The following is a 21,481-nucleotide window of genomic DNA, read 5'->3' as shown; positions in this document are numbered from 1 at the left end:
GGCATCCACTACAGGGAGTACGACCGATGTCCGATTCCATCACGTTCGATCTGCCCATCAGCGGCATGACCTGCGCCAGTTGCGCCGGCCGCGTCGAACGCGCCTTGAGTAAAGTCAGCGGCGCCAGTGCCGTCAGCGTCAACCTCGCCACCGAACAGGCCCGCGTGCAGGCACCCGGCGACAGCCTGCCAGCGCTGATGGAGGCGGTTGAACGTGCCGGTTACAGCGTGCCGCAGCAAACCGTGGAATTGAACATCGACGGCATGACCTGCGCCTCCTGCGTCGGCCGTGTCGAACGCGCCCTGAACAAGGTTCCGGGGGTGAAAAGCGTCAGCGTCAACCTAGCCAATGAACGCGCCCACCTCGAACTGCTTGGCGCTGTCGATCCGCAGCTCCTGATCGCCGCCGTGAGCAAGGCCGGTTATTCGGCCAGCCTCTTCGAACTTGAACACCAGACCGACAATCGCCAGCAACGCCTGAACCACGAGCGCTGGGCGCTGATCTGCGCCATCGCCCTCGCCTTGCCGCTGGTGCTGCCGATGCTGCTGCAACCGTTCGGCATTCACTGGATGCTGCCGGCCTGGGCGCAATTCGCTCTCGCTACCCCAGTGCAATTCATCTTCGGTGCACGTTTTTATGTGGCCGCATGGAAAGCCGTGCGCGCCGGTGCCGGCAACATGGACTTGCTGGTGGCCCTGGGCACCAGCGCCGGTTACGGTCTGAGTCTCTATGAATGGGCGACCGCTGACGGGCGCATGCCGCACCTGTATTTCGAGGCCTCGGCGGTGGTCATCGCTCTGGTGCTGCTCGGCAAATATCTGGAAAGCCGCGCCAAACGCCAGACCGCCAGCGCCATCCGCGCACTGGAAGCCTTGCGCCCGGAGCGAGCGATTCAAGTCATCGAGGGTCGCGAACAAGACGTCGCCATCAGCGCCCTGCGCCTCGGTGACCTCGTACTGGTCAAACCCGGCGAACGTTTCCCGGTGGACGGCGAGGTGCTGGAAGGCCAGAGCCACGCTGACGAAGCGCTGATCAGCGGCGAAAGCCTGCCAGTGCCCAAGCAACCGGGCGACAAGGTCACCGGCGGTGCAATCAACGGTGAAGGCCGCTTGCTGGTGAGCACCACGGCGCTCGGCGCGGAAAGCGTACTGGCGCGGATCATCCGCCTGGTGGAGGACGCTCAGGCGGCTAAGGCACCGATCCAGAAACTGGTGGATAAAGTCAGTCAGGTGTTCGTGCCGACGGTTCTGCTGCTGGCTCTCGCCACGCTGATCGGCTGGTGGCTGTACGGCGCGCCGCTGGAAACCGCATTGATCAACGCCGTCGCAGTGCTGGTGATCGCCTGCCCCTGCGCCCTCGGCCTGGCGACACCGACCGCGATCATGGCCGGCACCGGCGTGGCGGCGCGCCACGGGATTCTGATCAAGGACGCCGAAGCGCTGGAGCGCGCCCATGAAGTCAGCAGCGTGGTGTTCGACAAGACCGGCACCCTGACCTCTGGCACGCCTCGCATTGCGCATTTCAGTGCGATCGACGGTGATGAGAACGCCCTGCTGACAGCGGCCGGCGCGCTGCAACGCGGCAGTGAACACCCCTTGGCCAAAGCAGTGCTGGATGCCTGTGCCGAACGCAATCTGACGGTGCCCGACGTCAGCGACAGTCAGTCCCTGACCGGTCGCGGCATTGCCGGCCATCTCGACGGTCGGCGCCTCGCCCTGGGCAATCGCCGACTGCTGGAAGAAACCGGCCTGGACGCCGGCACGTTGGCGGAATCCGCCAAGGCGTGGGAAACCGAAGGCCGGACGCTGTCCTGGCTGATCGAACAAAGCCCCGTTCCCCGTGTCCTCGGCCTGTTCGCCTTCGGCGACACCCTCAAGCCCGGCGCGCTGCACGCGGTGCAACAACTGGCTGCGCGACATATCCACAGCCACCTGCTGACCGGCGACAACCGAGGCAGCGCCCGTGTGGTGGCCGAAGCGCTGGGCATCGAAAACGTCCACGCCGAAGTGCTGCCGGCGGACAAAGCCGCCACCGTCGCCGAGCTGAAAAAGACCGGCGTCGTGGCCATGGTCGGCGACGGCATCAACGACGCCCCGGCACTGGCCGCTGCCGATATCGGCATCGCCATGGGCGGCGGCACCGACGTGGCCATGCACGCCGCCGGCATCACCCTGATGCGCGGCGACCCTCGGCTGGTGCCGGCGGCGCTGGAGATCAGCCGCAAGACCTACGCGAAGATCCGGCAGAACCTGTTCTGGGCCTTCGTCTACAACCTGATCGGCATTCCGCTGGCGGCGTTCGGCTTCCTCAATCCGGTGCTGGCCGGCGCGGCGATGGCATTGTCGAGCGTCAGCGTGGTGAGCAATGCGCTACTGTTGAAAACCTGGAAACCCGAGAATCTGGAGGACAACCGATGAACATCGGCCAAGCGGCCCGCCACAGTGGCCTGAGCGCGAAGATGATCCGTTATTACGAGTCGATCGGCCTGCTCAAGGCCGCCCATCGCACTGACAGCGGCTATCGCGTCTATGGCGACGATGACCTGCACACGCTGGCGTTCATCAAGCGCTCGCGGGACCTGGGCTTTTCGCTGGAGGAAGTCGGCAAACTGCTGACCCTCTGGCAGGACCGCCAGCGCGCCAGCGCCGATGTGAAGGCCCTGGCCCGCCAGCACATCGACGAGCTGAATCAGAAGATTCGCGAACTCGGCGAACTGCGCGACACCCTGCAGGATCTGGTCGAACACTGCCAGGGCGACCATCGCCCGGACTGCCCGATCCTCAAGGAACTGGCGTCGGGCTGCTGCGCGCAACCCGCTCGCGCCTGAGCAGCAGGACTTTCATCGACAGCACAGTGGCGAGGGGAATGCCGTGGAACAGCAGCACCACGGCACCCGGCGCCCACCAGTTGTAGAACGGTGCGGCGATCAGCATGCCGACGCCGAACCCGGTCATCTGCAACAGCGTCAGGAAACTGAAGATTGGCAGGCGCAGGCGTTCCGGCTCCCGTTGCAGACGTGACATCAGGCCGACTTCCGAAAACCCGTCACCCAATCCGGCCGGCAGCGAAAACAGCAACAGCCCGACGACGCTGTGCTGCTGGAACATCAGGATGAAACCGCAGGACATCAGCAACACCCCGCCAAAGTACCTGCGCTCCAGATGGATGTTTTCCGAGCCCTTCAGGCGACTGGCGATTCGCGCGCCCAGCAATTTCCCACTGGCCCATACCGCGAGCATCAGGCCCAGCGTGGTGCTCGCCGAGTCCGGTGTCAGCAGTTTGGAAATGATCGGAAATCCGACGTTGTGTGCAGCGCTACCCAAAGTGTCGGCCATCGTGACAGCCAGCATCGCCGCCACCACTGGGGCGCTGCGCAGGCCTTGCAACAACGCCGACCATTCACCCTGTTTAGCGCTGGATTGGCCGACGGCCTCCGGTGCGCTGAACCGCAGCGGCGCGATCAACAGTGCCGCCAGCAGATAGGTCAGCGCATTCAACGCGAACACCGTTTCAAAGCCAAACCCTGCGACCAGCAGCCCGGACACCAGACTGCCACCGACCATCGCCATGGAAGAGGCGGACGTGATCCAGGCATTGGTCTTGAGCAACTGCGCAGGCTCGATCAGGCGCGGCAACTGGCTGTTGAGGCCGATGGCGAACATCGAATTGCCAAAGCCCAGGCCGAACGCAATCAGCGGCAGCAACAACGCCTGCTGGCTGACCGGCACAATCAGCAACAACCCGAGCACAGCGGCGCGCAGCAGATCGAAGGCAATCAACGGCAAGCGACCGCTGCATCGGCGATAAAACGCGGTGCCGATCAGGCTGGCGAAAATCCCGCCGCCCACGCGACTGGCCAGGAAAATCCCGACGCTCATGGCGCTGTTGCTCAGCAGGTAGACATAAGTGGCCAGCGCAACCATGTTGAGGAAAGCGCCGAAATCGGAAATCAGCCGCGCCGTGATGATCAGCCGGGCATTGCGGGAGGTGGTGGTCACAATCAATCCTTGAATGTGTAAAACCCGGCCGAAGCCGGGTTTTCTTATTCAGATGCTTACTGCATCCACGGTGGCGGAGGCGGTTCGTCGGACTTGCCCTTGGGCTCGTCGTCCGCCGCGCGGATGGCTTGCTTGCGCTCCTCATCCAGGCGCGCCGCTTCGATCTCGCGCAGGACCCCGCCGACATCGGCCAGGTCCTCGGGATCGTCGAACTCGCCGGTCAGCACGCTGGCCGGGTGCAACGTACCCGCTTCGTACAACGCCCACATTTCCTTGGCGTACTTGGTCTTTTTCAACTCCGGGGCGAACCGGCCGAAGTACGACGCCATGTTGCCGACGTCACGCTCCAGCATGCTGAACGCGTGGTTGTTGCCCGCCGCATCCACCGCTTGCGGCAAGTCGATGATGACCGGGCCGGTCGGCGTCAGCAGCACGTTGAACTCCGAGAGGTCACCGTGCACCAGGCCGGTACACAACATCAGCACGATCTGCGAAATCAGGAACGCGTGGTATTCGCGGGCCTGATCCGGTTCCAGTACCACATCGTTCAGACGCGGCGCGGCGTCGCCGTATTCGTCGGCCACCAGTTCCATCAGCAGCACGCCTTCGAGGAAATCGTACGGCTTGGGCACACGCACACCGGCGTTGGCCAGGCGGAACAACGCCGCGACTTCGGCGTTCTGCCAAGCGTCTTCGGCCTCCTTGCGCCCGAACTTGGAACCCTTGGCCATCGCCCGGGCCTGTCGGCTGTTACGAACCTTGCGGCCTTCCTGATACTCGGCCGCCTGGCGGAAACTGCGTTTGTTCGCCTCCTTGTAGACCTTTGCGCAACGTAACTGATTGCCGCAGCGCACCACATAAACAGCTGCTTCTTTGCCACTCATGAGTGGACGCAGCACTTCGTCGACCAGACCGTCCTCGATCAGGGGTTCAATGCGTTTTGGAGTCTTCATCAGCTTTTATTGTGGGTCCTTTATTACCAAACACGCGAATGTCATTCGTTATACGGCAATCCTCGCATCACGGGGAGGGGTTGCCGACCTGTGAACCTGTGGATGCACACACTGTGCCGGATCAAACGGGCCAATCCGCCGCTCTTGTATCGACCGCTGCGAATCATAGCCGAGCCTGCCGAACTTGTTGGCGCAGGGACTTGAGGGCATTTGCGACAGAATCTGACATCGGGCTGCAGGTGCTTCGCAAGATTTTTCTCTGAAGGCCTCAATTTCCCTCTCCGGCAGCCGAAGCCCTCAGAGACAGAGGAATTTGTCCGACAATCGTTCCAAAAAAGCTTCGATGTCGCACTCAGGGAATGGAGTGGAAAACACCGTTTTCGGCTGCCAATAAACCGCGAGTCATCTGCACTGCGTGGGCCTACAAGAAAATCTGGAGCGCGGATGAACATCAAACAGAAGTTGACGTGGGCGTTTGCAATCATCGCCTGCTTGCCCGTGGTGCTGGTCGCCACGCTGGTGGTACTCAACCTGCGCAGCGATGCCCGGGAAGGTTTTGTCGACGGCAGCGGACGCGAGATCCGTCAGGTCAGCAACGCCATGCAGCTTTTTTTTGACGGCATCAGCCAGAACGTCGATTACCTGGCGACGCAACCGCTGATCAAGAACACCGACGACAGCCTCAAGACCTACATGAGCGCCAACGCCGAAAGCGTCCCGCAGGGCGAGATGGACAAAAAGGTCTTCTCCTTCCTGCAGGATCTGGGCAACAGCCACCCGGCCTACGCCTACGCGATCGTCGGCACCGCTGCCGGTGGTTACGTTTCCTGGCCCGACGATCCCAAGCTGAGCAACTACGATCCGCGTCAGCGTCCCTGGTACAAGGCCGCTCAGGCCAAACCCGGCAAACCGTTGCGCACCGCCGCCTATTACTGGGCGCAGGACGATGCGACCTACGTCAGCACCGTGCGCACCATCGACAACAAGCTCGGCAGCAACGGCGGCGTGGTCAGTATCGACGTCACGCTCAAGCAGCTCACCGAGATCGTCAAACAGATCAAGCTCGGCGAAACCGGTTACCTGATGCTGCTGGAAAACAGCGGCATGGTGCTGGTCGATCCGAAACAGCCCGAGCACAACTTCAAGCCCCTCGACAGCCTCGGCGACGGTTACGCGCAACTGGCCAAGGCCGGCAAAGGGCTGGTGGAAGTCGAACTCAACGGCGAGCGCTACATGGCCAACGTCTGGCCGTCGGAGCAACTGGGCTGGACCTTCATCGGCCTGATCAAACAGAACGACGTGATGAGCTCGGCCACTCAGTTGACCTGGCTGATCGCGATTATCGCGGCTGTGTTGGCGGTGCTGTTCGCAGTGGTCGGCGCCAGTTTCGCCAGCCTGATCGTACGCCCGATCCGCAGCGTGGCCAGCGGTCTGGAAGGCATCGCCCAGGGCGAAGGCGATCTGACCAAGAACCTCGATATCCGTGGCAACGACGAAACCGCGCAACTGGCCAACTGGTTCAACCAGTTCCTGACCGCGATCCGCAGCCTGATCCAGCACATCGGCGGCGCGGCCGGAAAAATCCTCGCGACCTCGCAGAGTTCGACCCGGGTTTCCGGCGACATGGCCGAAGCCGCCGGACGCCAGCGTGAAGCCGTGGACATGGTCTCGACCGCATTCCACGAAATGGTCGCCACCGCCAACGAAGTCGCCCGCTCGTGCAGCCAGGCAGCAGAGTCGGCCGACAGCGGCCAGCGCCAGGCTCGCGAAGGTCAGCAGCAGATCGACGCAGCAGTGCACAGCGTCGATCAACTGAGCCAGGAACTGGAGCAGTCGGCGCAGTCGATGCAACAACTGGAGCGCGACAGCAACGACATCCAGTCGATTCTCGGCACCATCCGTTCCATCGCCGAACAGACCAACCTGCTGGCGCTCAACGCCGCCATCGAGGCTGCGCGGGCCGGTGAGCAAGGCCGTGGTTTTGCGGTGGTGGCCGATGAGGTTCGCGCACTGGCCAAACGTACGGCGGATTCGACGGCGGAAATCGACGGTCTGCTGGGCAACCTTGCCAAGCGCACCAGCGCCGTGACCCAACAAATGCGCGCCAGCCTCGATGTGTCGCAGCAATCGGTGACGCGAATCGGCGAGGCGCGGGCGAGTTTTGGTCAGATCCGTGAATCGGTGGATGTGATTCGTGACATGAATACCCAGATCGCCACGGCCGCCGAAGAGCAGCATCAGGTGGCCGAGGACATCAATCGGCATATCAGCCAGATTCATGGTGATGCGCAACTGGTGGCGGAGCTGGCGAATTCGGCGCGGCTGGATTCGCAGAGTCTGGCGGGGTTGTCGAATGAGCTGGATGGGTTGGTGCGAAGGTTCCGGACTTGAGATTGGGGGCAACCTAAAAAGCCCCCTCACCCTAACCCTCTCCCGGAGGGAGAGGGGACTGATTGGGGGATGCTTTAAAGATGCATCGACTTGATCCTGCTTTACCGAATCCATAATCGACACGGTTTTTCAGGTCGATGTATAACGCCAGACAACACGGTCGGCTCCCTCTCCCTCCGGGAGAGGGCTGGGGTGAGGGCTGCTTTTAGCGCTCGATAATGGCGGTGACACCCTGCCCCCCCGCCGCACAAATCGAAATCAACCCACGCCCCCGCCCCGCCGCATCCAGCAACTTCGCCAGATTGGCCACGATCCGCCCGCCCGTCGCCGCAAACGGATGCCCCGCCGCCAATGAGCTGCCCTTGACGTTCAAGCGGCTGCGATCAATCGACCCCAACGGCGCATCCAGCCCCAGCCGGGTCTTGCAGTACTCCGGATCTTCCCAGGCCTTGAGCGTGCACAACACTTGCGCGGCAAATGCCTCGTGGATTTCGTAGTAATCGAAGTCCTGCAAGGTCAGACCATTGCGCGCCAGCAAACGCGGCACCGCATACACCGGGGCCATCAGCAATCCTTCGGCACCATTGACGAAGTCCACCGCCGCCGCTTCGCCGTCCCGCAGGTACGCAAGGATCGGCAGACCACGTTCTTTCGCCCACTCCTCACTGCCAAGCAACACCACCGAGGCGCCATCGGTCAGTGGCGTGGAGTTGCCGGCGGTCAGCGTGCCTTTGGCGCTTTTCTCGAAGGCCGGTTTCAGGGTCGCGAGCTTTTCCAGGGTCAGGTCCGGGCGCAGGTTGTTGTCGCGGGTCAGGCCGAGGAACGGCGTCATCAGGTCGTTGTGCCAGCCTTCGCTGTAGGACGCAGCAAGTTTGTGGTGGCTTTCGAGTGCCAGTTGATCCTGCTCTTCGCGAGGAATGTTCCAGGTCTGCGCCATCAATTCGCAGTGTTGGCCCATCGACAGGCCGGTGCGCGGTTCGCCGTTGCGCGGGAACTCGGGGATCAGGTGTTTCGGACGCAATTGCAGGAAGGTCTTGAGCTTGTCGCCAGTGGTCTTGGCGCGGTTGGCTTGCAGGAGGATCTTGCGCAGGCCTTCACTGACGCTGATCGGCGCGTCCGACGTGGTGTCGACGCCGCCGGCAATGCCGCAATCGATCTGGCCGAGGGCAATCTTGTTGGCCACCAGCAGCGCCGCTTCCAGGCCAGTGCCGCAGGCCTGCTGGATGTCATAGGCAGGCGTTGCCGGCGACAGGCGCGAGCCGAGCACGCATTCGCGGGTCAGGTTCATATCCCGTGACAGTTTCAGCACCGCCCCCGCAACCACTTCGCCCATGCGCTGGCCGTGCAGGTTGTAGCGTTCGATCAGGCCTTCAAGGGCGGCGGTGAGCATCACCTGATTGCTCGCGGTGGCATACGGCCCGTTGGAACGGGCGAATGGGATGCGGTTGCCACCAATGATCGCGACGCGGCGCAGCTGACTCATGAAAAACTCCTTGTGAAATATCCAGTCTGAAAATCGGGCACTGAAAATCCCGCCGGGCCCCAAAAACACCGGGGGCAAACTACTCTGCTGTTCTAGCGTAGGCCTTATTGCGTGGATCGAACGATTGATTGCCCTTCGCAGTCCACACTTTGAACCCCATCTTCTGGAGAGCGTTCCATGTCTGACCGCTATATCGACTTCGCCAACTCGTCCATCGGCCACCGTCTGGTCGGGGCCCTGGGCCTGCCGTCGCCGGTGCGGCTGGAACGCTGGCAGGCCGGGCGCCTGCGGCCGGTGGAGGGTGCACTGCTGATCGGCGGCGGGCCGCTGGCCGAACGGGTCAGCGCCTTCGCCAACCGGCTGACGGATGCCATTTATCGCTACGGCGATCAGCCAGCGGCCGCCACCCAATGGATTCCCGGCCATGGCCCGAAACTCAAGGCGGTGGTGTTCGACGCCAGTGAATTGCAGCACACCGACCAGCTCAAGCAACTGCGCGAGTTCTTCCAGCCATTGATGAAGAACCTCGACAGCAGCGCGCATCTGGTGATCCTCGGCCGCGCCCCGGAAACCCTGCGCGAACCGTTCGCCGCCAGTGCTCAGCGGGCACTTGAAGGTTTCTCCCGCTCGCTGGCCAAGGAGCTGCGCAGCGGCGGCACCCTGCAATTGATCTACGTGGGCGAAGGCGTCGAGGATCAGCTCGAAGGGCCGCTGCGGTTTTTCCTCTCGCCGAAAAGTGCATTTGTCTCCGGGCAGGTGATTCGTCTGAATCCTTGTGCCACACCGGTGACCGACTGGACGCGCCCTCTGGCCGGGCGCAAGGCGCTGGTCACCGGCGCGGCGCGGGGTATCGGCGCCTCCATCGCCGAGACGTTGGCCCGTGATGGCGCCGAGGTGATCCTGCTCGACGTGCCGCCAGCAAAAACCGATCTGGAAGCTCTGGCCGCTCGCCTCGGCGGGCGCGCCATCACCCTCGACATCTGCGCCGAAGACGCCGCCGCGCAGTTGATCGAACAGTTGCCGGACGGCCTCGACATTCTGGTGCACAACGCCGGCATCACCCGCGACAAGACCCTGGCCAACATGACGCCCGAGTTCTGGGACGCGGTGCTGGCGGTCAATCTCAACGCCCCGCAAGTGTTGACCAAGGCGCTGCTCGACAGCGGCACCCTGCGCGATAACGCGCGGGTGATTCTGCTCGCCTCGATCAGCGGCATCGCCGGCAACCGCGGGCAAACCAATTACGCAGCGAGCAAGGCCGGGCTGATCGGACTGGCCCAGGCCTGGGCACCGACGCTGCTGGAGCGTGGCATCAGCATCAACGCCGTGGCGCCGGGTTTCATCGAAACCCAGATGACCGCGCACATTCCCTTTGGCCTGCGCGAAGCCGGGCGGCGCATGAGTTCGCTGGGCCAGGGTGGCCTGCCACAAGACGTCGCCGAAGCCGTGGCCTGGCTGGCGCAACCGGGCACCGGTGCCTTCACCGGACAGGCATTGCGGGTCTGTGGACAAAGTGTTCTGGGGGCTTAGGCATGAGCATCGAATGGCACACGTTGCACCGCGAACCGAGTCTGCCGGGTTTGTATGTCCGGGCCGCGACCCGGCGCAAAATCACCGGCACCCGTTTGCCCGACAGCGGTCTGCGCTGCGGGGTCGACATCGACGGCAAACGTCTGGCGGCTTATCGCAAGGTCTGCGGTTTTGCCGATGACGGTCTGCTGCCACCAACTTATCCACATGTCCTGGCGTTTGCGTTGCAGATGCAGTTGCTCACGGCCAAAGACTTTCCCTTCCCGCTGTTGGGGCTGATTCACCTGAGCAATCGCATCCGCATTCTGCGGCCGATGGGTGGAATCAGCCACGTGCAGGTCAGCGTTCGGGTGCATAACCTGCAACCGCATCCGAAAGGCGCAACGTTCGATCTGCTGACCACCCTCGACGATCAGCTCGGCCCATTATGGGAAGCCGAAAGCCAGATGCTCTGTCGAGGCGTGAAGCTTGAAGGCGAGGCGCTCGAACAGGCGTGGGAGCCCACGCTGCCACTGATGCAGGTGGCGCAATGGAAAGCCCCGGCGGACATAGGCCGGCAGTACGCCAAGGTCTCCGGCGACTACAACCCGATCCACCTTAGCGCCGCCAGTGCCAGGCTGTTCGGTTTCCCCACCGCCATTGCCCATGGTCTGTGGAACAAGGCCCGCACGCTGGCCGCGCTGGCGGATCATCTGCCCAGGGCCAACCTGGAAATCGCCGTGCATTTTCGTAAACCGGTGCGCCTGCCGAGCGAGGTATCGCTGTTCGCCAGCGCGGCGGGTTCCAGCGGTGAGTTGCGTCTGATCGGTGCCGGGGACCTGGAGCACATGGTCGGCCACTGGCAACCGATTGCCTGAATCAATAGGCCGCGCCGATCGTTACCGCGCTCCTCGCGGTGCGAGATCCACAACAGCGAAACATGATCAATTGTGTGTATATAACTTAAGTTTCTGCCGCCGTTATCCAGCCCCCGTCCAAACATCAAGCCTTGATTCTCAAGGCTTTTTTTTTGCGCGTTTATATCCTCGGCATTAGTCGTTAAGCAGCAAATCACACGCTTATATAAAGGCGTTAATACCAACTTGAGAATGGTGTGGATCCAACCTTGCGACTGATATGAGCACAACGGACGAAGGCATTGCCGGCAACAGAATCGGCTAGCCGTCGAAGACAACGAACGTTGAGACAGGTGCAAGGAATACCCATCATGAAAACTCAAGTTTGGTGCAAATCAGCAACAGCGCTGGCATTGATCCTCTCCCTCGGCCTGGCCGGTTGCAGCAGCGGCGGTGGCGGTCATCACAGCAGTTCCGGCAGCTCTTCGCCGGACAGTTCCACCGCAGGCACTGGCGGGGCATCCGGCAGCGGCGGTACAACCGGGACTGGCGGCACAACCGGAACCGACGGCACCACAGTAACCGGTGGGACAGGTGGCTCGGATCCGAGCAATCCGACGAATCCGACCAATCCAACCAATCCAACCGACCCGACCAACCCTACTAACCCGACTACGCCTCAGCCGCTGGTCACCTCAACCCTGGTGCAGGATGTCGGCAGCACCGTTGCCGGCGTCGGCAATGGCGTCGGTCAGGTCGGCGACTCACTCAGTGGCGTACCCGTGGTGGGTGGCGTGGTGCAAAGCGCGGCCAGAACCGCCGGCAATGTGGTATCCACACTGGGCGATGGCATCGGCAACGGGATTGGCAAACTGGCAACCACCGATAACGGCCTGGGCGTCACCGCGTCGGCCGTCGGTGGCGTGGTGCAGGATGTCGGCAACGGCGTGTCTGACCTGAGCGGCAAACTGGCGACCGCCACCGGCAGCGTGCCTGTGGTCGGAGGCGTGGTCACCAAAGTGGCGCCGCTGCTCAACGGGGTTGGCGAAAAAGTCACCATGCTCGGCGACACCCTCAGCACCGCCACTACCACTGGCCCACTCGGCTCGGCGACCCAAGAGGTCGGCAGTAAACTGGTGCCGGTGATTGCCATGGTCGAAAGCACCACGGACAAACTCGGCGGCACCACCGGCCTGGGTGATCCACTGAACGGCTTGCTGCAGAAAGTCGGCAGCACGGTCGACGGTGTGGGCGACAAAGTCACCGGTGCAGGCAACGGCAATGCCCTGACCAACACCGTCGGCGGCGCCCTGAGCAATGTCGGTTCGGCGGTCGGCAAGACCGGCGGGCTGGCGGATAACGGCACCGGTTCCGGAACAGGCGTCGGCGGTGGCCTTGGCAACAATGGTCTGCTGCAAACCGTTGGTGGCGCGGTCGTGAATGTCGGCGCCGGGCTCGGTGCCGGCAACGGCTCACTCGGTTCACCGGGCAATGTCCTGGCATCGGCGGGCAATACTGTGGCCTCGCTCAATACAGCAATCGGTGGTTCGGGTTCACCGATCACCACGCCCACCACACCTCTGGCAACACTGGGCAACAACATAGGCACCGGCCTTGCACCGGTCACCGCCGCCGTCACCAACCTGACTCAGAATGTCGGCGGTGCTACCGGTCTCGGCGCCCCGATTGCCGGCCTCACCGGTCAGGCAGGTGGTGCGGTCAGTAACCTTGGCGGTGCCATCGCCGGTACCAACAGCAACCCGGTCGTGACCGCTGTCGGCAACACCGTCGCCACCGTGGGCAACACCGTCACCGCCGTCGGTGGGCTGGTCAACGGCGGCACCGCCGCTGGCACCGGTGGCGGTCTGGGCGGAGTTCTCGGTGGCCTGACTGGCACCTTGGGCGGCAACAAACGCTGAATTGCACCTGGCCGATTCGACGGCCTAACCTACAGCGCCTACGCTTGGTTGAGGGCGGAAGATTCCCACGAGTCTTCCGCTTTTTTCTTAGGAAAAAACCCGCCAAGTGCTGCGGTTTGAACATGGAGTGTCCTATGCGCGTTATGGCATCCCTGCTGTTCCTCAGTCTCAGTTCCGCTGCCCTCGCCGACACCCTTCCCAGCTTTCTCAACAGCAACGAAACCATCCGCAACCTGCCGGTGCCGAATCTGCCCGCCGACGCCTACCGTCCGAGCGCCGCGCCGCTGCAAGTTCCGGAACCCGGTGCCGCGGCTGCCGAGCCGTTGATGATGGGCACGAAGATCAACCTGAAAACCGTGCAGATCGAAGGCGGCACGATCTACCCGCTCAACGAACTGGCAGAGATCTACAAACCCCTGATCGGCCACGAAACCAGCCTCGCCGATCTGATTGAAGCGACACGCAACATCACCCGTCGCTACCAGAACGACGGCTACCTGCTGTCCTACGCCTTCCTGCCGCAGCAGACTTTCGACGACGGTGCCGCGCGAGTGGTGCTGGTGGAAGGTTATGTTCGGGATGTTCAGGTCCAGGGCGATATCGGCCGGGTCAAGGGACTGATCGACAAACTGACGGCGAAGATCCAGGCTGAACGCCCGCTGACCCGCAAGACCTTCGAGCGCTACACCACGCTGATGACCCGCATCCCCGGCGTCACGATCCAGGCCCAGGTGCCGCCGCCCGGCACCACCGACGGCGCAACGACCCTGATCGCCCAGGCCAGCCGAAAACCGTTCACCAGCACCCTGAGTACCACCGAAGACAACCGCAACGGTACCCAGGCCTTGCTCGGCGTCAGCAGCAACTCACAGACCTCGATGGGCGAACAGCTGAGCCTCAGCGGCCTGTTTCCGCCGGGCGATGACCACGAGCATTACTATCGCCTGGACTACAACCAGTTCCTCGATGACGAAGGCACGCAACTGAGCCTGTCCGCCTCACGTTACCGCGCCGACCCCGGCACCAACGTGCTGCTGAACAACGGTCTGGAACTCAAGCCGCACCGCGAAAACGACCGTTACTCCATCGGTTTCAGCATGCCGCTGATTGCCGCCTCCAATGAATTGCTGACGGCCGGCTCGCGCCTGTACGCGGTCAACGACAAGACCCGCTACAACGTCATCGGCTATCCACTCAGCGCCGAAGAACGCACCGACATCCGCGCCCTCGCCTTCGAAAGCGACTGGCGCAAGGCCGATGCCCGGCAACTGCGGATTCTCAGTGGCGGGGTTTATCAAGGCTTCGACAGCATGGGCGCGCACACCAACAACAGCGCCATCGACCTGCATTTCTTCCGTCTGCGACTGTCGGGGGTACAGAGCGACAAGTTCTTCGACAACTGGCAAGGCGTGCTATCGGGGGCGTTGTACTGGAGCGACGACACCCTGCCCGACAGCGAGCGTGCGGTGTTCGGCGGACAGAATTTCGGTCGTGGCTACCCCGACGACCAGGCGTCCGGCGACAAGGGCTGGGGGGTGGCTTACGAGATCAACTACAGCTTCAACCGCGACGGCAACTGGGTGCGCATCCTGCAACCCTACGTGGTGCTCGATCGCTCGCGCAGCTGGTTCAACCAGTTGCCGATACAGGCCAACAGCCTGTCCTCGGCCGCGGTGGGCCTGAGGTTCGGCGACGCCAAGTACTACAACATCGCCCTGGAAGCGGCCAAACCGATGTCGGATGAAGCGCTGGATACGTTCAATCGCCGGCCACGTTACAGCATCAGTTTCAGCTATCAGTTGTAAGTCGCTGTCGCAGGCCACTCCGGTGGCCTGCGAAGCACGACTACTGCTTCTCGATCTTCCCGCCCGCATCCGGGTCATAGAAATCGGGAATTTCATATTTGTATTTCTTCAGCCAGCGCTGCATCGCCAGTTCTCGCTCGGTGGCCGTGGCCGCTTGCGGGTCAGGGGACGCGGCCTTGTTGCGGCTTTGCAGCAACAGCCAGCCTTCGGTTTCCTGCTGCTGGGCCGATGCCGGGCCGGCGTCGATGGCGAAGGCAGCGAGCGGCAGGCTCAGCAGGCTCAGGCAGCACAGGGTCTTGAACGTGTTCATGGCGCCTCCTGGAGGTTCACTTGATCGTCGCCGGTTGCGGGTCAGCCACCACCGCAACCTGATTGCTCGCGGCGGGTTTGGCCGGCACCGGAGCCTTGAGTTTTTCCGCGCGCTCCTGGGCATCGGTGAACTGTTCCGGGGTCAGGTGCGCGCGACTGACGACTTCGGCGGCTTGTTGCCAGTTGTTCTGGTAGATCAACAGGGTGACCAGATTCAGCGTCGCCAGTTGATTGTTCTGCTTCAACTCGATGGCCGTCAGAAACTCGAACCGGGCGTCCTGGAGTCGCAGCTGATTGAGGTACACCACGCCCAGATCGTTGCGGATATTTTCGTTGGTGGGCGCCAGTCGCACCGCCCGTTGCAAGTGGGCCTGCGCCTGACCGTTGTCGCCACGGGCGGCATACAGCTGGCCCAGGCCATGTTCGGCGTCGGCGCTCAGGCAAGTACCGAGCAGGCCGCGATACAACGGCTCGGCTTCACTGCGTCCCAGCAGGCGGTAGACCCTGGCCTTGCGCAGCCGCACCTCGACGAGGTTGTCGGGCAGGCTTTGCAGGTTGGCCAGGCTGGCGTGCAACTTGCCGTCGTTGGCCAGGTCATCGACCAGGTTCAGCGACAGCTCCTGCTCGGAACTCAGCTTGCTGCAACTGGCCGGCGCCAGCATCGTCGTCCACGGCGCCTGACCGTCCGTTGCGCAACCGCCGAGCAACAGCAAACTTGCCACGACCATCAGTGCTTTCATCAAATGCTCTCCATCGCCAGTGTCAGGACGCAAACGCCCGAGTGATTGCGGTAAAACCGGGGCCCGCCAGTACGATCAGCAAGGCCGGAAACAGGAACAGCATCATGACCACCGACATCTTCGCCGACATCTTCGAGATGTATTCCTGCAAGCGCGTCAAGCGGCGGTCATCGAGCAGTTGCTTGAGCGCCAGCAGCGATTTCATTGCCCCGCCGCCCTGCTGAATCAGCTGTTGCAGGATCACGCTGGTGTCGGTGAACTCATCCACTGCCAGCATCGCCGCAGCCTTGCTCAGTTCCTGGCCGAGTTCCAGACCCGAGTCGACACGCGCCAGGATCAGGCGCAGTTCGCTGGTCAGTTCCGGCAGCAGCTTTTGCCCCTCGATGCTGAGCACGCGCAAGGCCTGCTCGACGGCCATGCCGGACTCGAACAGGATTCGCAGCAGAGGAATGAACGTCGACACTTCCACCGAAATGATTTTCTGCCGACGGCCAGCGGCATACGCCAGCAGGCGTTTGGGCAGCAGATAGCCGGCGCCGGTAGCGATCATCGGTACCAGCCAGCCGTTGGGGGCCTGGGGGAAAAACACTTCCTGCAAGAACAGCCCAAGGCCCAGCGTCAGTAACGGCGTGCCGATCTGGCAGGCGGCAAACAGCGAGCGTTCACTGGCCCGGCGCCAGCCAAGGCGGCTGAGCAGGGTCTGGGTTTCGCTGTCCATGCTCACCGAGCGCTGGCCGAAGCGGCTGTTGCCCAGCGCTCGCAACCAGGTGCGCAAGCGGCTTTCACGCACCAGATGGCCCTGTAGGCGCTGGTTGACCTGACGCACCCGACGGCGCTCGGTCAACAGGTGGCTGCCGACCAGCAGCAGGGCGCCGAGCAACAGCATGAGACTGGCCAGCATCACCATGTCAGACACTCCTCAGCATGCGCCACAGCGCCAGGCAACCGAGCACCTGCAGCACTACCGCGATAATCAGCATCGTCTGGCCCCCGGAGTCGTTCCACATGCCGAGCATGTAGCCGGGATTGGTCAGCATGAAATAGCTCACCAGGATCAAGGGCAGCGATCCGAGCACCCAAGCGGTCATGCGGGTTTCGCCGGTCAGGGCGCGCAGTTGGCGGGCACCCTGGTCGCGCTCGCGAATCAGTTTGATCAGGTTCTCCAGCAATTCGCTGGCGTTGCCGCCGTAGCGATGATTGACCTTCAGGCCCAGGGCGAACATGCGCAGTTCATCCTGCTCGTAGAGTTCGGCGAAATCGCTCACCGCGTCCGGCAGGTTGACCCCCAGCTGCACGTTGCGCTGCACCCGGCCCATCGCCGACTTCAACGGATCGTCACTGGTTTCGATGCCGCCCATCACCGCGTCGCTCAGGGTCCGGCCGGACTTGAGGCTGCGCACGGTGTGGTCCAGCAACTGCGGCAGTTGTTCGATCATGCGGTTGAGCCGGCGCCGGTACAGCCAGGCGATGTACAACCGCAGAATCAGGGGCGGCGCCAGCATCAGGATCAACAGGCCGATCCATTCGGCCATCAGGTAACCCAGCATCATGGCCAGGACCCACAACGCCAGCCATAACCCGAAGTGCTCGCTCGGCCGGCCGAGACCCGCCCGCAGAAACATCCGCTCCAGCCCCGCCCACGAGGATTTTTCGACCGCCGCCTGCGGTTGCCCGGCGGCCAGTCGCGTCAGCACCCGTTCATTGGCGGTCTTGCGTACACCATGCAGGAACAGGCGAATCGACAGCCCCAGCATCAGCAGGCAAATGACGATCAGGATCACCGGTCCGATCATGACGAAGGCTCCATGCGCTCAGCCCAGACTCGACTCGTGCCGCAACTTGTCGCCGGCCGGGTTGACCGCTTCACGCAGGAAGCCGAAACCGGTGCGTCGATCAAGACGGAACAGCGTGTTGGTGACGTAGACGTCTTCACGCACACCGACCACCTCCACCACTTCGCTGACGCAGCGGCGGCCATCGGGCATGCGGGTCAACTGGATGATCACGTCGAGCGCCGCGCAGATCATCTGGCGCAGGGTGCGTTCGGCCACGGTACGCCCGGTCAGGCCGACCAGGGTTTCCAGACGCAGCAACGCATCCTGGGCATTGTTGGCGTGCACCGTGCTCATCGAGCCGTCGTGGCCGGTGTTCATTGCGGTGAGCACGTCGAGCACTTCGACACCACGGATCTCGCCGAGAATGATCCGGTCCGGGCGCATCCGCAGGGCGTTGCGGATCAGATCGCTGGCCTTGACCTCGCCATGACCCTCGGCGTTCGGCGGCCGGGTTTCCAGACGCACCACGTGCGGGTGGCCGAGCTGCAATTCGGCGACGTCTTCGATGGTCACCAGCCGTTCGTGGGGGTTGATCAATTGGCTGAGGATGTTCAGCAATGTGGTCTTGCCGGTGCCGGTGCCGCCGCTGATCAGGATGTTGCAGCGCTTGCCCACGGCGTCCTGGAAACAATCGAAAATCGCCAGATCGATGGTCTGCATGGCGATCAGGTCGCTGCTCTTGAGCATGTCCTTGCGGAATTTACGAATCGACAGACACGGGCCATCAAGGGCAATGGGAGGAATGATCGCGTTGACCCGGCTGCCGTCGGGCAGGCGTGCATCGACCATCGGCGAAGACTCGTCCAGCCGTCGTCCGAGCGGCGCCAGAATGCGCTGCATGACCCGTTCGACATGGTGCGCATCGATGAAGCGCAGATCACTCTGATGCAGTACACCGTCGCGCTCGACGAATACCCGGTGCGGGCCGTTGACCAGGATTTCGGTCACGGCGGGATCACGCAGCAACACTTCCAGCGGACCGAATCCGGTCAGCTCATCGACGATTTCTTCCGCCAGCCGCTCCATCTCGTAACGTGAAATCGCCAGGTGCAAACGGGCAATGTATTCGGCGACCTTGTCGGTGACGAATTGCGCCAGCAACTGCCGCGAACCTTCCAGCAGGTTTTTCCCGGACTCCTCGATGGCATCGATGATGTAGCGATGCAGGACCAGTTTCAGGCCTTCGTGATCTCCGTTGCCCGACTGGCCTCGCGCGGGGGCGCCGAAGAGTTTTTCCGGATTCATGAGGTGCCTCGCAACCGGTCGAACCAGGTGGTCTTGGATTTGGCCAGGCCTTCTGAACGATTGACCATGCTTTCGGAGCGTTTGGCCAGGCGTTCGCCAAGCACCCGCAGGCTCTGGGTGAGTTTTTCCCGGGGGGCCAGTTCAAACAGGCTGACGCCCTGGTTCTTGGCGTTCATGCGCAGCTCCGGACTCAAGGCCAGCACCGCGATCACTTCCAGATTGAAGGTCTTGCCCAGGGTGTCCGCATCCGGCGCGACGTTACTCAAATAACGATCGACCAACAGCCGTCCGTGATCGAGCTTCATGCCTTTTTCCCGCCACAGATTGAACACCGCCAGGTTGCGCCGGCAATCGAGCACATTCTGGTCGGTGTACCACAGCAACTTGTCGCAGTGGCTGACAAAGGTACGCAAGGCTTCGCTGTCGGGCTGGCCGGTGAGGTTCACGACGATGTGCTGGAAGTGCTGGCGCAAGGCGCTGAGCAACATGTACAGCTCGGCGGCGCTGGTGCTTTCCAGTGGCTCGTCATTGTCGGCGTACGCCAGGATCCGCAGCCCCGCTTCAGCGCTGGTGAAGGCGCTGTCGATCAGCGTGGCGTCGAGCCTTCGCAGGTGACGCAAGGCATCACCGAAGTGAAACGAACTCTCCAGTCCCAGCAGTGCAAGGCTGTCGCCACGGGGCAAGCCGAGATCCAGCAACAGCGTCTGCTGTCCGCTTTTTTGCACCACCAGCGCCATATGGTTGGCCAGTAACGCGCCGTCGGAACTGCTCTGCACGCCGTACAAAACGGTCAGGCCACCCAACTGGGCATTGTTGGCCACCGGCGGCAGGCGCTTGCTCAAGCGTCGTACCAACCCGGCCACTTCGCTGGAGCGCGAACCATAGGCGACAAAGTCTCGCGCTCCGGCGCGCATGGCGTTGAGCACCAGCTGGTTGTCCATGCCGTCGCCGAGGGCAACGATTGCCAGCATCGGCTTGGCCTCCAGCGCGCCTTCGATCAGCGCGCTTTGGGCCACCACGTGTTCGCGATCGAGACCGACAAACACCAGGCTGGCGAAGGTGACATCCACCAATGCGAGCAATTCATCGAGGCTGCCGGCACCGGCGCTGACCACTTGGCCCAAGGGCGCGAGGGCGCTTTGCAGCCACTCCAGATCGGTGCTGTTGCGGGTGATGGCGAGAAAGGTCTGACTCAGGTTCTGGCTCATTGGGACAACCCGCTGCGCTTGTCGAAGTTGCCGTTTTCCAGGAAGAACATGCGGTAGAAATTCGGGTCGTAGTTGCGCAGTTTTTCGCCCGGCAACGACGGCAGTTGCGCGTCTGCCGACAACGGCCTCACCAGATGCGGGGTGACGATCATCAGCAGTTCGCGCTCTTCGCGCTTGATCTGCGAGCTTTTGAAAAATGCTCCGAGCACCGGGATATCGCCCAGCCCCGGAAACTTGTCGACCTGGGAAGTGTTGGTGGTGCTGATCAGGCCGCTGATGACAAAACTCTCGCCGTCCGCCAGGGAAATGCTGGTGTCGGTGCGGCGGATGGTCAGGGCCGGCACCGTGGTGCCGGCGATCTGCACGGAGTTACTGAAATCCAGTTCGCTGACTTCCGGTGCGACTTTCAGGGCGATGCGGTCGTGGCTGATGATCGTGGGCGTCAGCGTCAGGCGGATGCCGAATTCCTTGTATTCGATCGACACGCTGTCGCTGCCGGAACTGGGCACCGGAATCGGAATCTGCCCACCCGCGAGAAAGCTCGCGCTCTGCCCGTTCAGCGCTACCAGGCTTGGTCGCGCCAGGGTGTAGGCGAAACCGCTGCCCTCAAGGGCATTGATGATCGCCATGGTATTGCCGCCGATCCACGAGAAGTTGAACAGCGAGTTGTCCACCGGCAATCGCGGCTGCGGCACGCCGTCGATGGGCGGCAATGTCCCGGGGGAACCGAACAGGAAATTGCCGCGGGTGCCGATCAACTTGGCCGAGGCCTGTTTGAGTTTGGTGCGGCTGACTTCGACAAAACGAATGTCGGTCTGCACTTGCGAGGGCAGCAGCGCATCATCCGAAGGCAAGGCACCGGCGCTGGTCAGGGCCGAGGTGGCGGCGCCCTTGACGAATACCATGCTCTGACGCGGCTCGCCGGAGCAGCCCGTCCAGACCATCAGGCTGGTGGCGCCCGGCGCCATGCCGGTAAGCAGGAACGAGGAACTGCCGTTGGCATGCACGTCGGCGATTTTCGGGTCGCCAATGGCCAGGCGCGTGATCGCCACCGGTGATTGCATGTCCTGTTGCCAGCCTTCGTTGATTTCGATCACGGGCGGCAGGCGCCCGAGGGCCGAGCAGTTACTGCTGGCCGCATGAGCCGCGTTAATCGACAGTCCCATCAGCAGCAAGGCCCGGAGCACGGGATTGAAGGTCGGCCAGGAACGACTCTGCATGCACTTGGA

General features: G+C 62.7%; 17 protein-coding genes and 1 pseudogene. 8 read left to right on the top strand and 10 right to left on the bottom strand.

The window, feature by feature from the left end:
• Positions 1 to 26 precede the first annotated feature (26 nt).
• Both IF199_RS03460 and cueR read left to right on the top strand, forming a co-directional pair.
• Positions 27 to 2,417, top strand: coding sequence for a heavy metal translocating P-type ATPase (locus tag IF199_RS03460; protein WP_192559689.1), 2,391 nt, complete (start codon positions 27 to 29; stop codon positions 2,415 to 2,417).
• A complete protein-coding gene (gene cueR / locus IF199_RS03455) occupies positions 2,414 to 2,827 on the top strand; it encodes a Cu(I)-responsive transcriptional regulator (RefSeq protein WP_096819703.1) in 414 nt (137 codons plus the stop codon). Before IF199_RS03460 ends, cueR begins: the two co-directional genes overlap by 4 nt.
• Here cueR and IF199_RS03450 read toward each other — a convergent pair.
• Complete coding sequence (locus IF199_RS03450) at positions 2,781 to 3,998, bottom strand: MFS transporter (RefSeq protein ID WP_192559688.1); 1,218 nt, start codon at positions 3,996 to 3,998, stop codon at positions 2,781 to 2,783. The two genes, cueR and IF199_RS03450, sit on opposite strands and share 47 nt — an antisense overlap.
• A gap of 56 nt (positions 3,999 to 4,054) precedes the next feature.
• On the bottom strand, positions 4,055 to 4,951 hold the full coding sequence (locus tag IF199_RS03445) for a PA4780 family RIO1-like protein kinase (protein WP_011332300.1): 897 nt from the start codon (positions 4,949 to 4,951) through the stop codon (positions 4,055 to 4,057).
• 444 nt (positions 4,952 to 5,395) lie between these two features.
• Between IF199_RS03445 and IF199_RS30555 the strand changes: the two are divergent.
• Together IF199_RS30555 and IF199_RS30550 are read left to right on the top strand one after the other, a co-directional pair.
• Positions 5,396 to 6,484: pseudogene (locus tag IF199_RS30555) on the top strand (cache domain-containing protein); the annotation flags it as partial.
• A 90-nt stretch (positions 6,485 to 6,574) separates the two neighbouring features.
• Positions 6,575 to 7,342, top strand: a complete 768-nt coding sequence (locus tag IF199_RS30550; RefSeq protein WP_371860056.1) for a methyl-accepting chemotaxis protein — start codon at positions 6,575 to 6,577, stop codon at positions 7,340 to 7,342.
• Between the two features lie 205 nt (positions 7,343 to 7,547).
• On the opposite strand, the gene IF199_RS03435 is transcribed toward IF199_RS30550, so the two are convergent.
• Entirely contained in the window at positions 7,548 to 8,825 is a 1,278-nt protein-coding gene (locus IF199_RS03435) for an acetyl-CoA C-acetyltransferase (protein ID WP_085711264.1), read from the bottom strand.
• A gap of 177 nt (positions 8,826 to 9,002) precedes the next feature.
• Here IF199_RS03435 and IF199_RS03430 point away from each other — a divergent pair, with 177 nt between their 5' ends.
• From IF199_RS03430 to IF199_RS03415, 4 genes are all read left to right on the top strand, one after another.
• Entirely contained in the window at positions 9,003 to 10,355 is a 1,353-nt protein-coding gene (locus IF199_RS03430) for a 3-oxoacyl-ACP reductase (protein WP_192559687.1), read from the top strand.
• A gap of 2 nt (positions 10,356 to 10,357) precedes the next feature.
• Entirely contained in the window at positions 10,358 to 11,212 is an 855-nt protein-coding gene (locus IF199_RS03425; protein WP_192559686.1) for a MaoC family dehydratase, read from the top strand.
• A gap of 350 nt (positions 11,213 to 11,562) precedes the next feature.
• Positions 11,563 to 13,110: a collagen-like triple helix repeat-containing protein gene (locus tag IF199_RS03420; protein WP_192559685.1), complete on the top strand. Its 1,548-nt coding sequence runs from the start codon at positions 11,563 to 11,565 to the stop codon at positions 13,108 to 13,110.
• A gap of 134 nt (positions 13,111 to 13,244) precedes the next feature.
• Positions 13,245 to 14,915 (top strand): ShlB/FhaC/HecB family hemolysin secretion/activation protein, encoded by a 1,671-nt coding sequence (locus IF199_RS03415; RefSeq protein WP_192559684.1) that lies wholly within the window; start codon positions 13,245 to 13,247, stop codon positions 14,913 to 14,915.
• A 40-nt stretch (positions 14,916 to 14,955) separates the two neighbouring features.
• Here the strand turns inward: IF199_RS03415 and IF199_RS03410 are convergent, their stop codons facing one another.
• From IF199_RS03410 to IF199_RS03380, 7 genes are read right to left on the bottom strand one after another with little or no spacing between them, the layout of a single operon-like run.
• On the bottom strand, positions 14,956 to 15,225 hold the full coding sequence (locus IF199_RS03410; protein WP_192559683.1) for a DUF3613 domain-containing protein: 270 nt from the start codon (positions 15,223 to 15,225) through the stop codon (positions 14,956 to 14,958).
• A gap of 16 nt (positions 15,226 to 15,241) precedes the next feature.
• Positions 15,242 to 15,964: a tetratricopeptide repeat protein gene (locus IF199_RS03405; RefSeq protein WP_096819721.1), complete on the bottom strand. Its 723-nt coding sequence runs from the start codon at positions 15,962 to 15,964 to the stop codon at positions 15,242 to 15,244.
• 22 nt (positions 15,965 to 15,986) lie between these two features.
• On the bottom strand, positions 15,987 to 16,871 hold the full coding sequence (locus tag IF199_RS03400) for a type II secretion system F family protein (RefSeq protein ID WP_192559682.1): 885 nt from the start codon (positions 16,869 to 16,871) through the stop codon (positions 15,987 to 15,989).
• Between the two features lies 1 nt (position 16,872).
• Positions 16,873 to 17,757 (bottom strand): type II secretion system F family protein, encoded by an 885-nt coding sequence (locus tag IF199_RS03395; RefSeq protein ID WP_096819719.1) that lies wholly within the window; start codon positions 17,755 to 17,757, stop codon positions 16,873 to 16,875.
• An 18-nt stretch (positions 17,758 to 17,775) separates the two neighbouring features.
• The gene (locus IF199_RS03390; RefSeq protein WP_192559681.1) at positions 17,776 to 19,044 is read right to left on the bottom strand and encodes a TadA family conjugal transfer-associated ATPase; all 1,269 of its coding nucleotides are present in this window, start codon (positions 19,042 to 19,044) and stop codon (positions 17,776 to 17,778) included.
• Positions 19,041 to 20,252 carry a CpaE/TadZ family protein gene (locus IF199_RS03385; RefSeq protein WP_192559680.1) on the bottom strand — a complete coding sequence of 404 codons (1,212 nt, stop codon included), beginning with the start codon at positions 20,250 to 20,252 and terminating at the stop codon, positions 19,041 to 19,043. Before IF199_RS03385 ends, IF199_RS03390 begins: the two co-directional genes overlap by 4 nt.
• Entirely contained in the window at positions 20,249 to 21,472 is a 1,224-nt protein-coding gene (locus IF199_RS03380; protein WP_192559679.1) for a type II and III secretion system protein family protein, read from the bottom strand. Before IF199_RS03380 ends, IF199_RS03385 begins: the two co-directional genes overlap by 4 nt.
• Between the last annotated feature and the right edge of the window lie 9 nt (positions 21,473 to 21,481).

The organism is Pseudomonas allokribbensis, from assembly GCF_014863605.1.
Lineage (GTDB): Bacteria > Pseudomonadota > Gammaproteobacteria > Pseudomonadales > Pseudomonadaceae > Aquipseudomonas > Aquipseudomonas allokribbensis.
Note: the sequence above shows the minus strand (reverse complement) of the source record. Positions and strands in the feature narration are given on the sequence as shown.

What these genes read in the sequence shown, in the direction of transcription:
- IF199_RS03460 (WP_192559689.1), top strand. Translation starts at nt 27, where the DNA reads ATGTCCGATTCCATCACGTTCGATCTGCCCATCAGCGGCATGACCTGC.
- cueR (WP_096819703.1), top strand. Translation starts at nt 2,414, where the DNA reads ATGAACATCGGCCAAGCGGCCCGCCACAGTGGCCTGAGCGCGAAGATG.
- IF199_RS03445 (WP_011332300.1), bottom strand. Translation starts at nt 4,951, where the DNA reads ATGAAGACTCCAAAACGCATTGAACCCCTGATCGAGGACGGTCTGGTC.
- IF199_RS30550 (WP_371860056.1), top strand. Translation starts at nt 6,575, where the DNA reads ATGGCCGAAGCCGCCGGACGCCAGCGTGAAGCCGTGGACATGGTCTCG.
- IF199_RS03435 (WP_085711264.1), bottom strand. Translation starts at nt 8,825, where the DNA reads ATGAGTCAGCTGCGCCGCGTCGCGATCATTGGTGGCAACCGCATCCCA.
- IF199_RS03430 (WP_192559687.1), top strand. Translation starts at nt 9,003, where the DNA reads ATGTCTGACCGCTATATCGACTTCGCCAACTCGTCCATCGGCCACCGT.
- IF199_RS03425 (WP_192559686.1), top strand. Translation starts at nt 10,358, where the DNA reads ATGAGCATCGAATGGCACACGTTGCACCGCGAACCGAGTCTGCCGGGT.
- IF199_RS03420 (WP_192559685.1), top strand. Translation starts at nt 11,563, where the DNA reads ATGAAAACTCAAGTTTGGTGCAAATCAGCAACAGCGCTGGCATTGATC.
- IF199_RS03415 (WP_192559684.1), top strand. Translation starts at nt 13,245, where the DNA reads ATGCGCGTTATGGCATCCCTGCTGTTCCTCAGTCTCAGTTCCGCTGCC.
- IF199_RS03410 (WP_192559683.1), bottom strand. Translation starts at nt 15,225, where the DNA reads ATGAACACGTTCAAGACCCTGTGCTGCCTGAGCCTGCTGAGCCTGCCG.
- IF199_RS03405 (WP_096819721.1), bottom strand. Translation starts at nt 15,964, where the DNA reads ATGAAAGCACTGATGGTCGTGGCAAGTTTGCTGTTGCTCGGCGGTTGC.
- IF199_RS03400 (WP_192559682.1), bottom strand. Translation starts at nt 16,871, where the DNA reads ATGGTGATGCTGGCCAGTCTCATGCTGTTGCTCGGCGCCCTGCTGCTG.
- IF199_RS03395 (WP_096819719.1), bottom strand. Translation starts at nt 17,757, where the DNA reads ATGATCGGACCGGTGATCCTGATCGTCATTTGCCTGCTGATGCTGGGG.
- IF199_RS03390 (WP_192559681.1), bottom strand. Translation starts at nt 19,044, where the DNA reads ATGAATCCGGAAAAACTCTTCGGCGCCCCCGCGCGAGGCCAGTCGGGC.
- IF199_RS03385 (WP_192559680.1), bottom strand. Translation starts at nt 20,252, where the DNA reads ATGAGCCAGAACCTGAGTCAGACCTTTCTCGCCATCACCCGCAACAGC.
- IF199_RS03380 (WP_192559679.1), bottom strand. Translation starts at nt 21,472, where the DNA reads ATGCAGAGTCGTTCCTGGCCGACCTTCAATCCCGTGCTCCGGGCCTTG.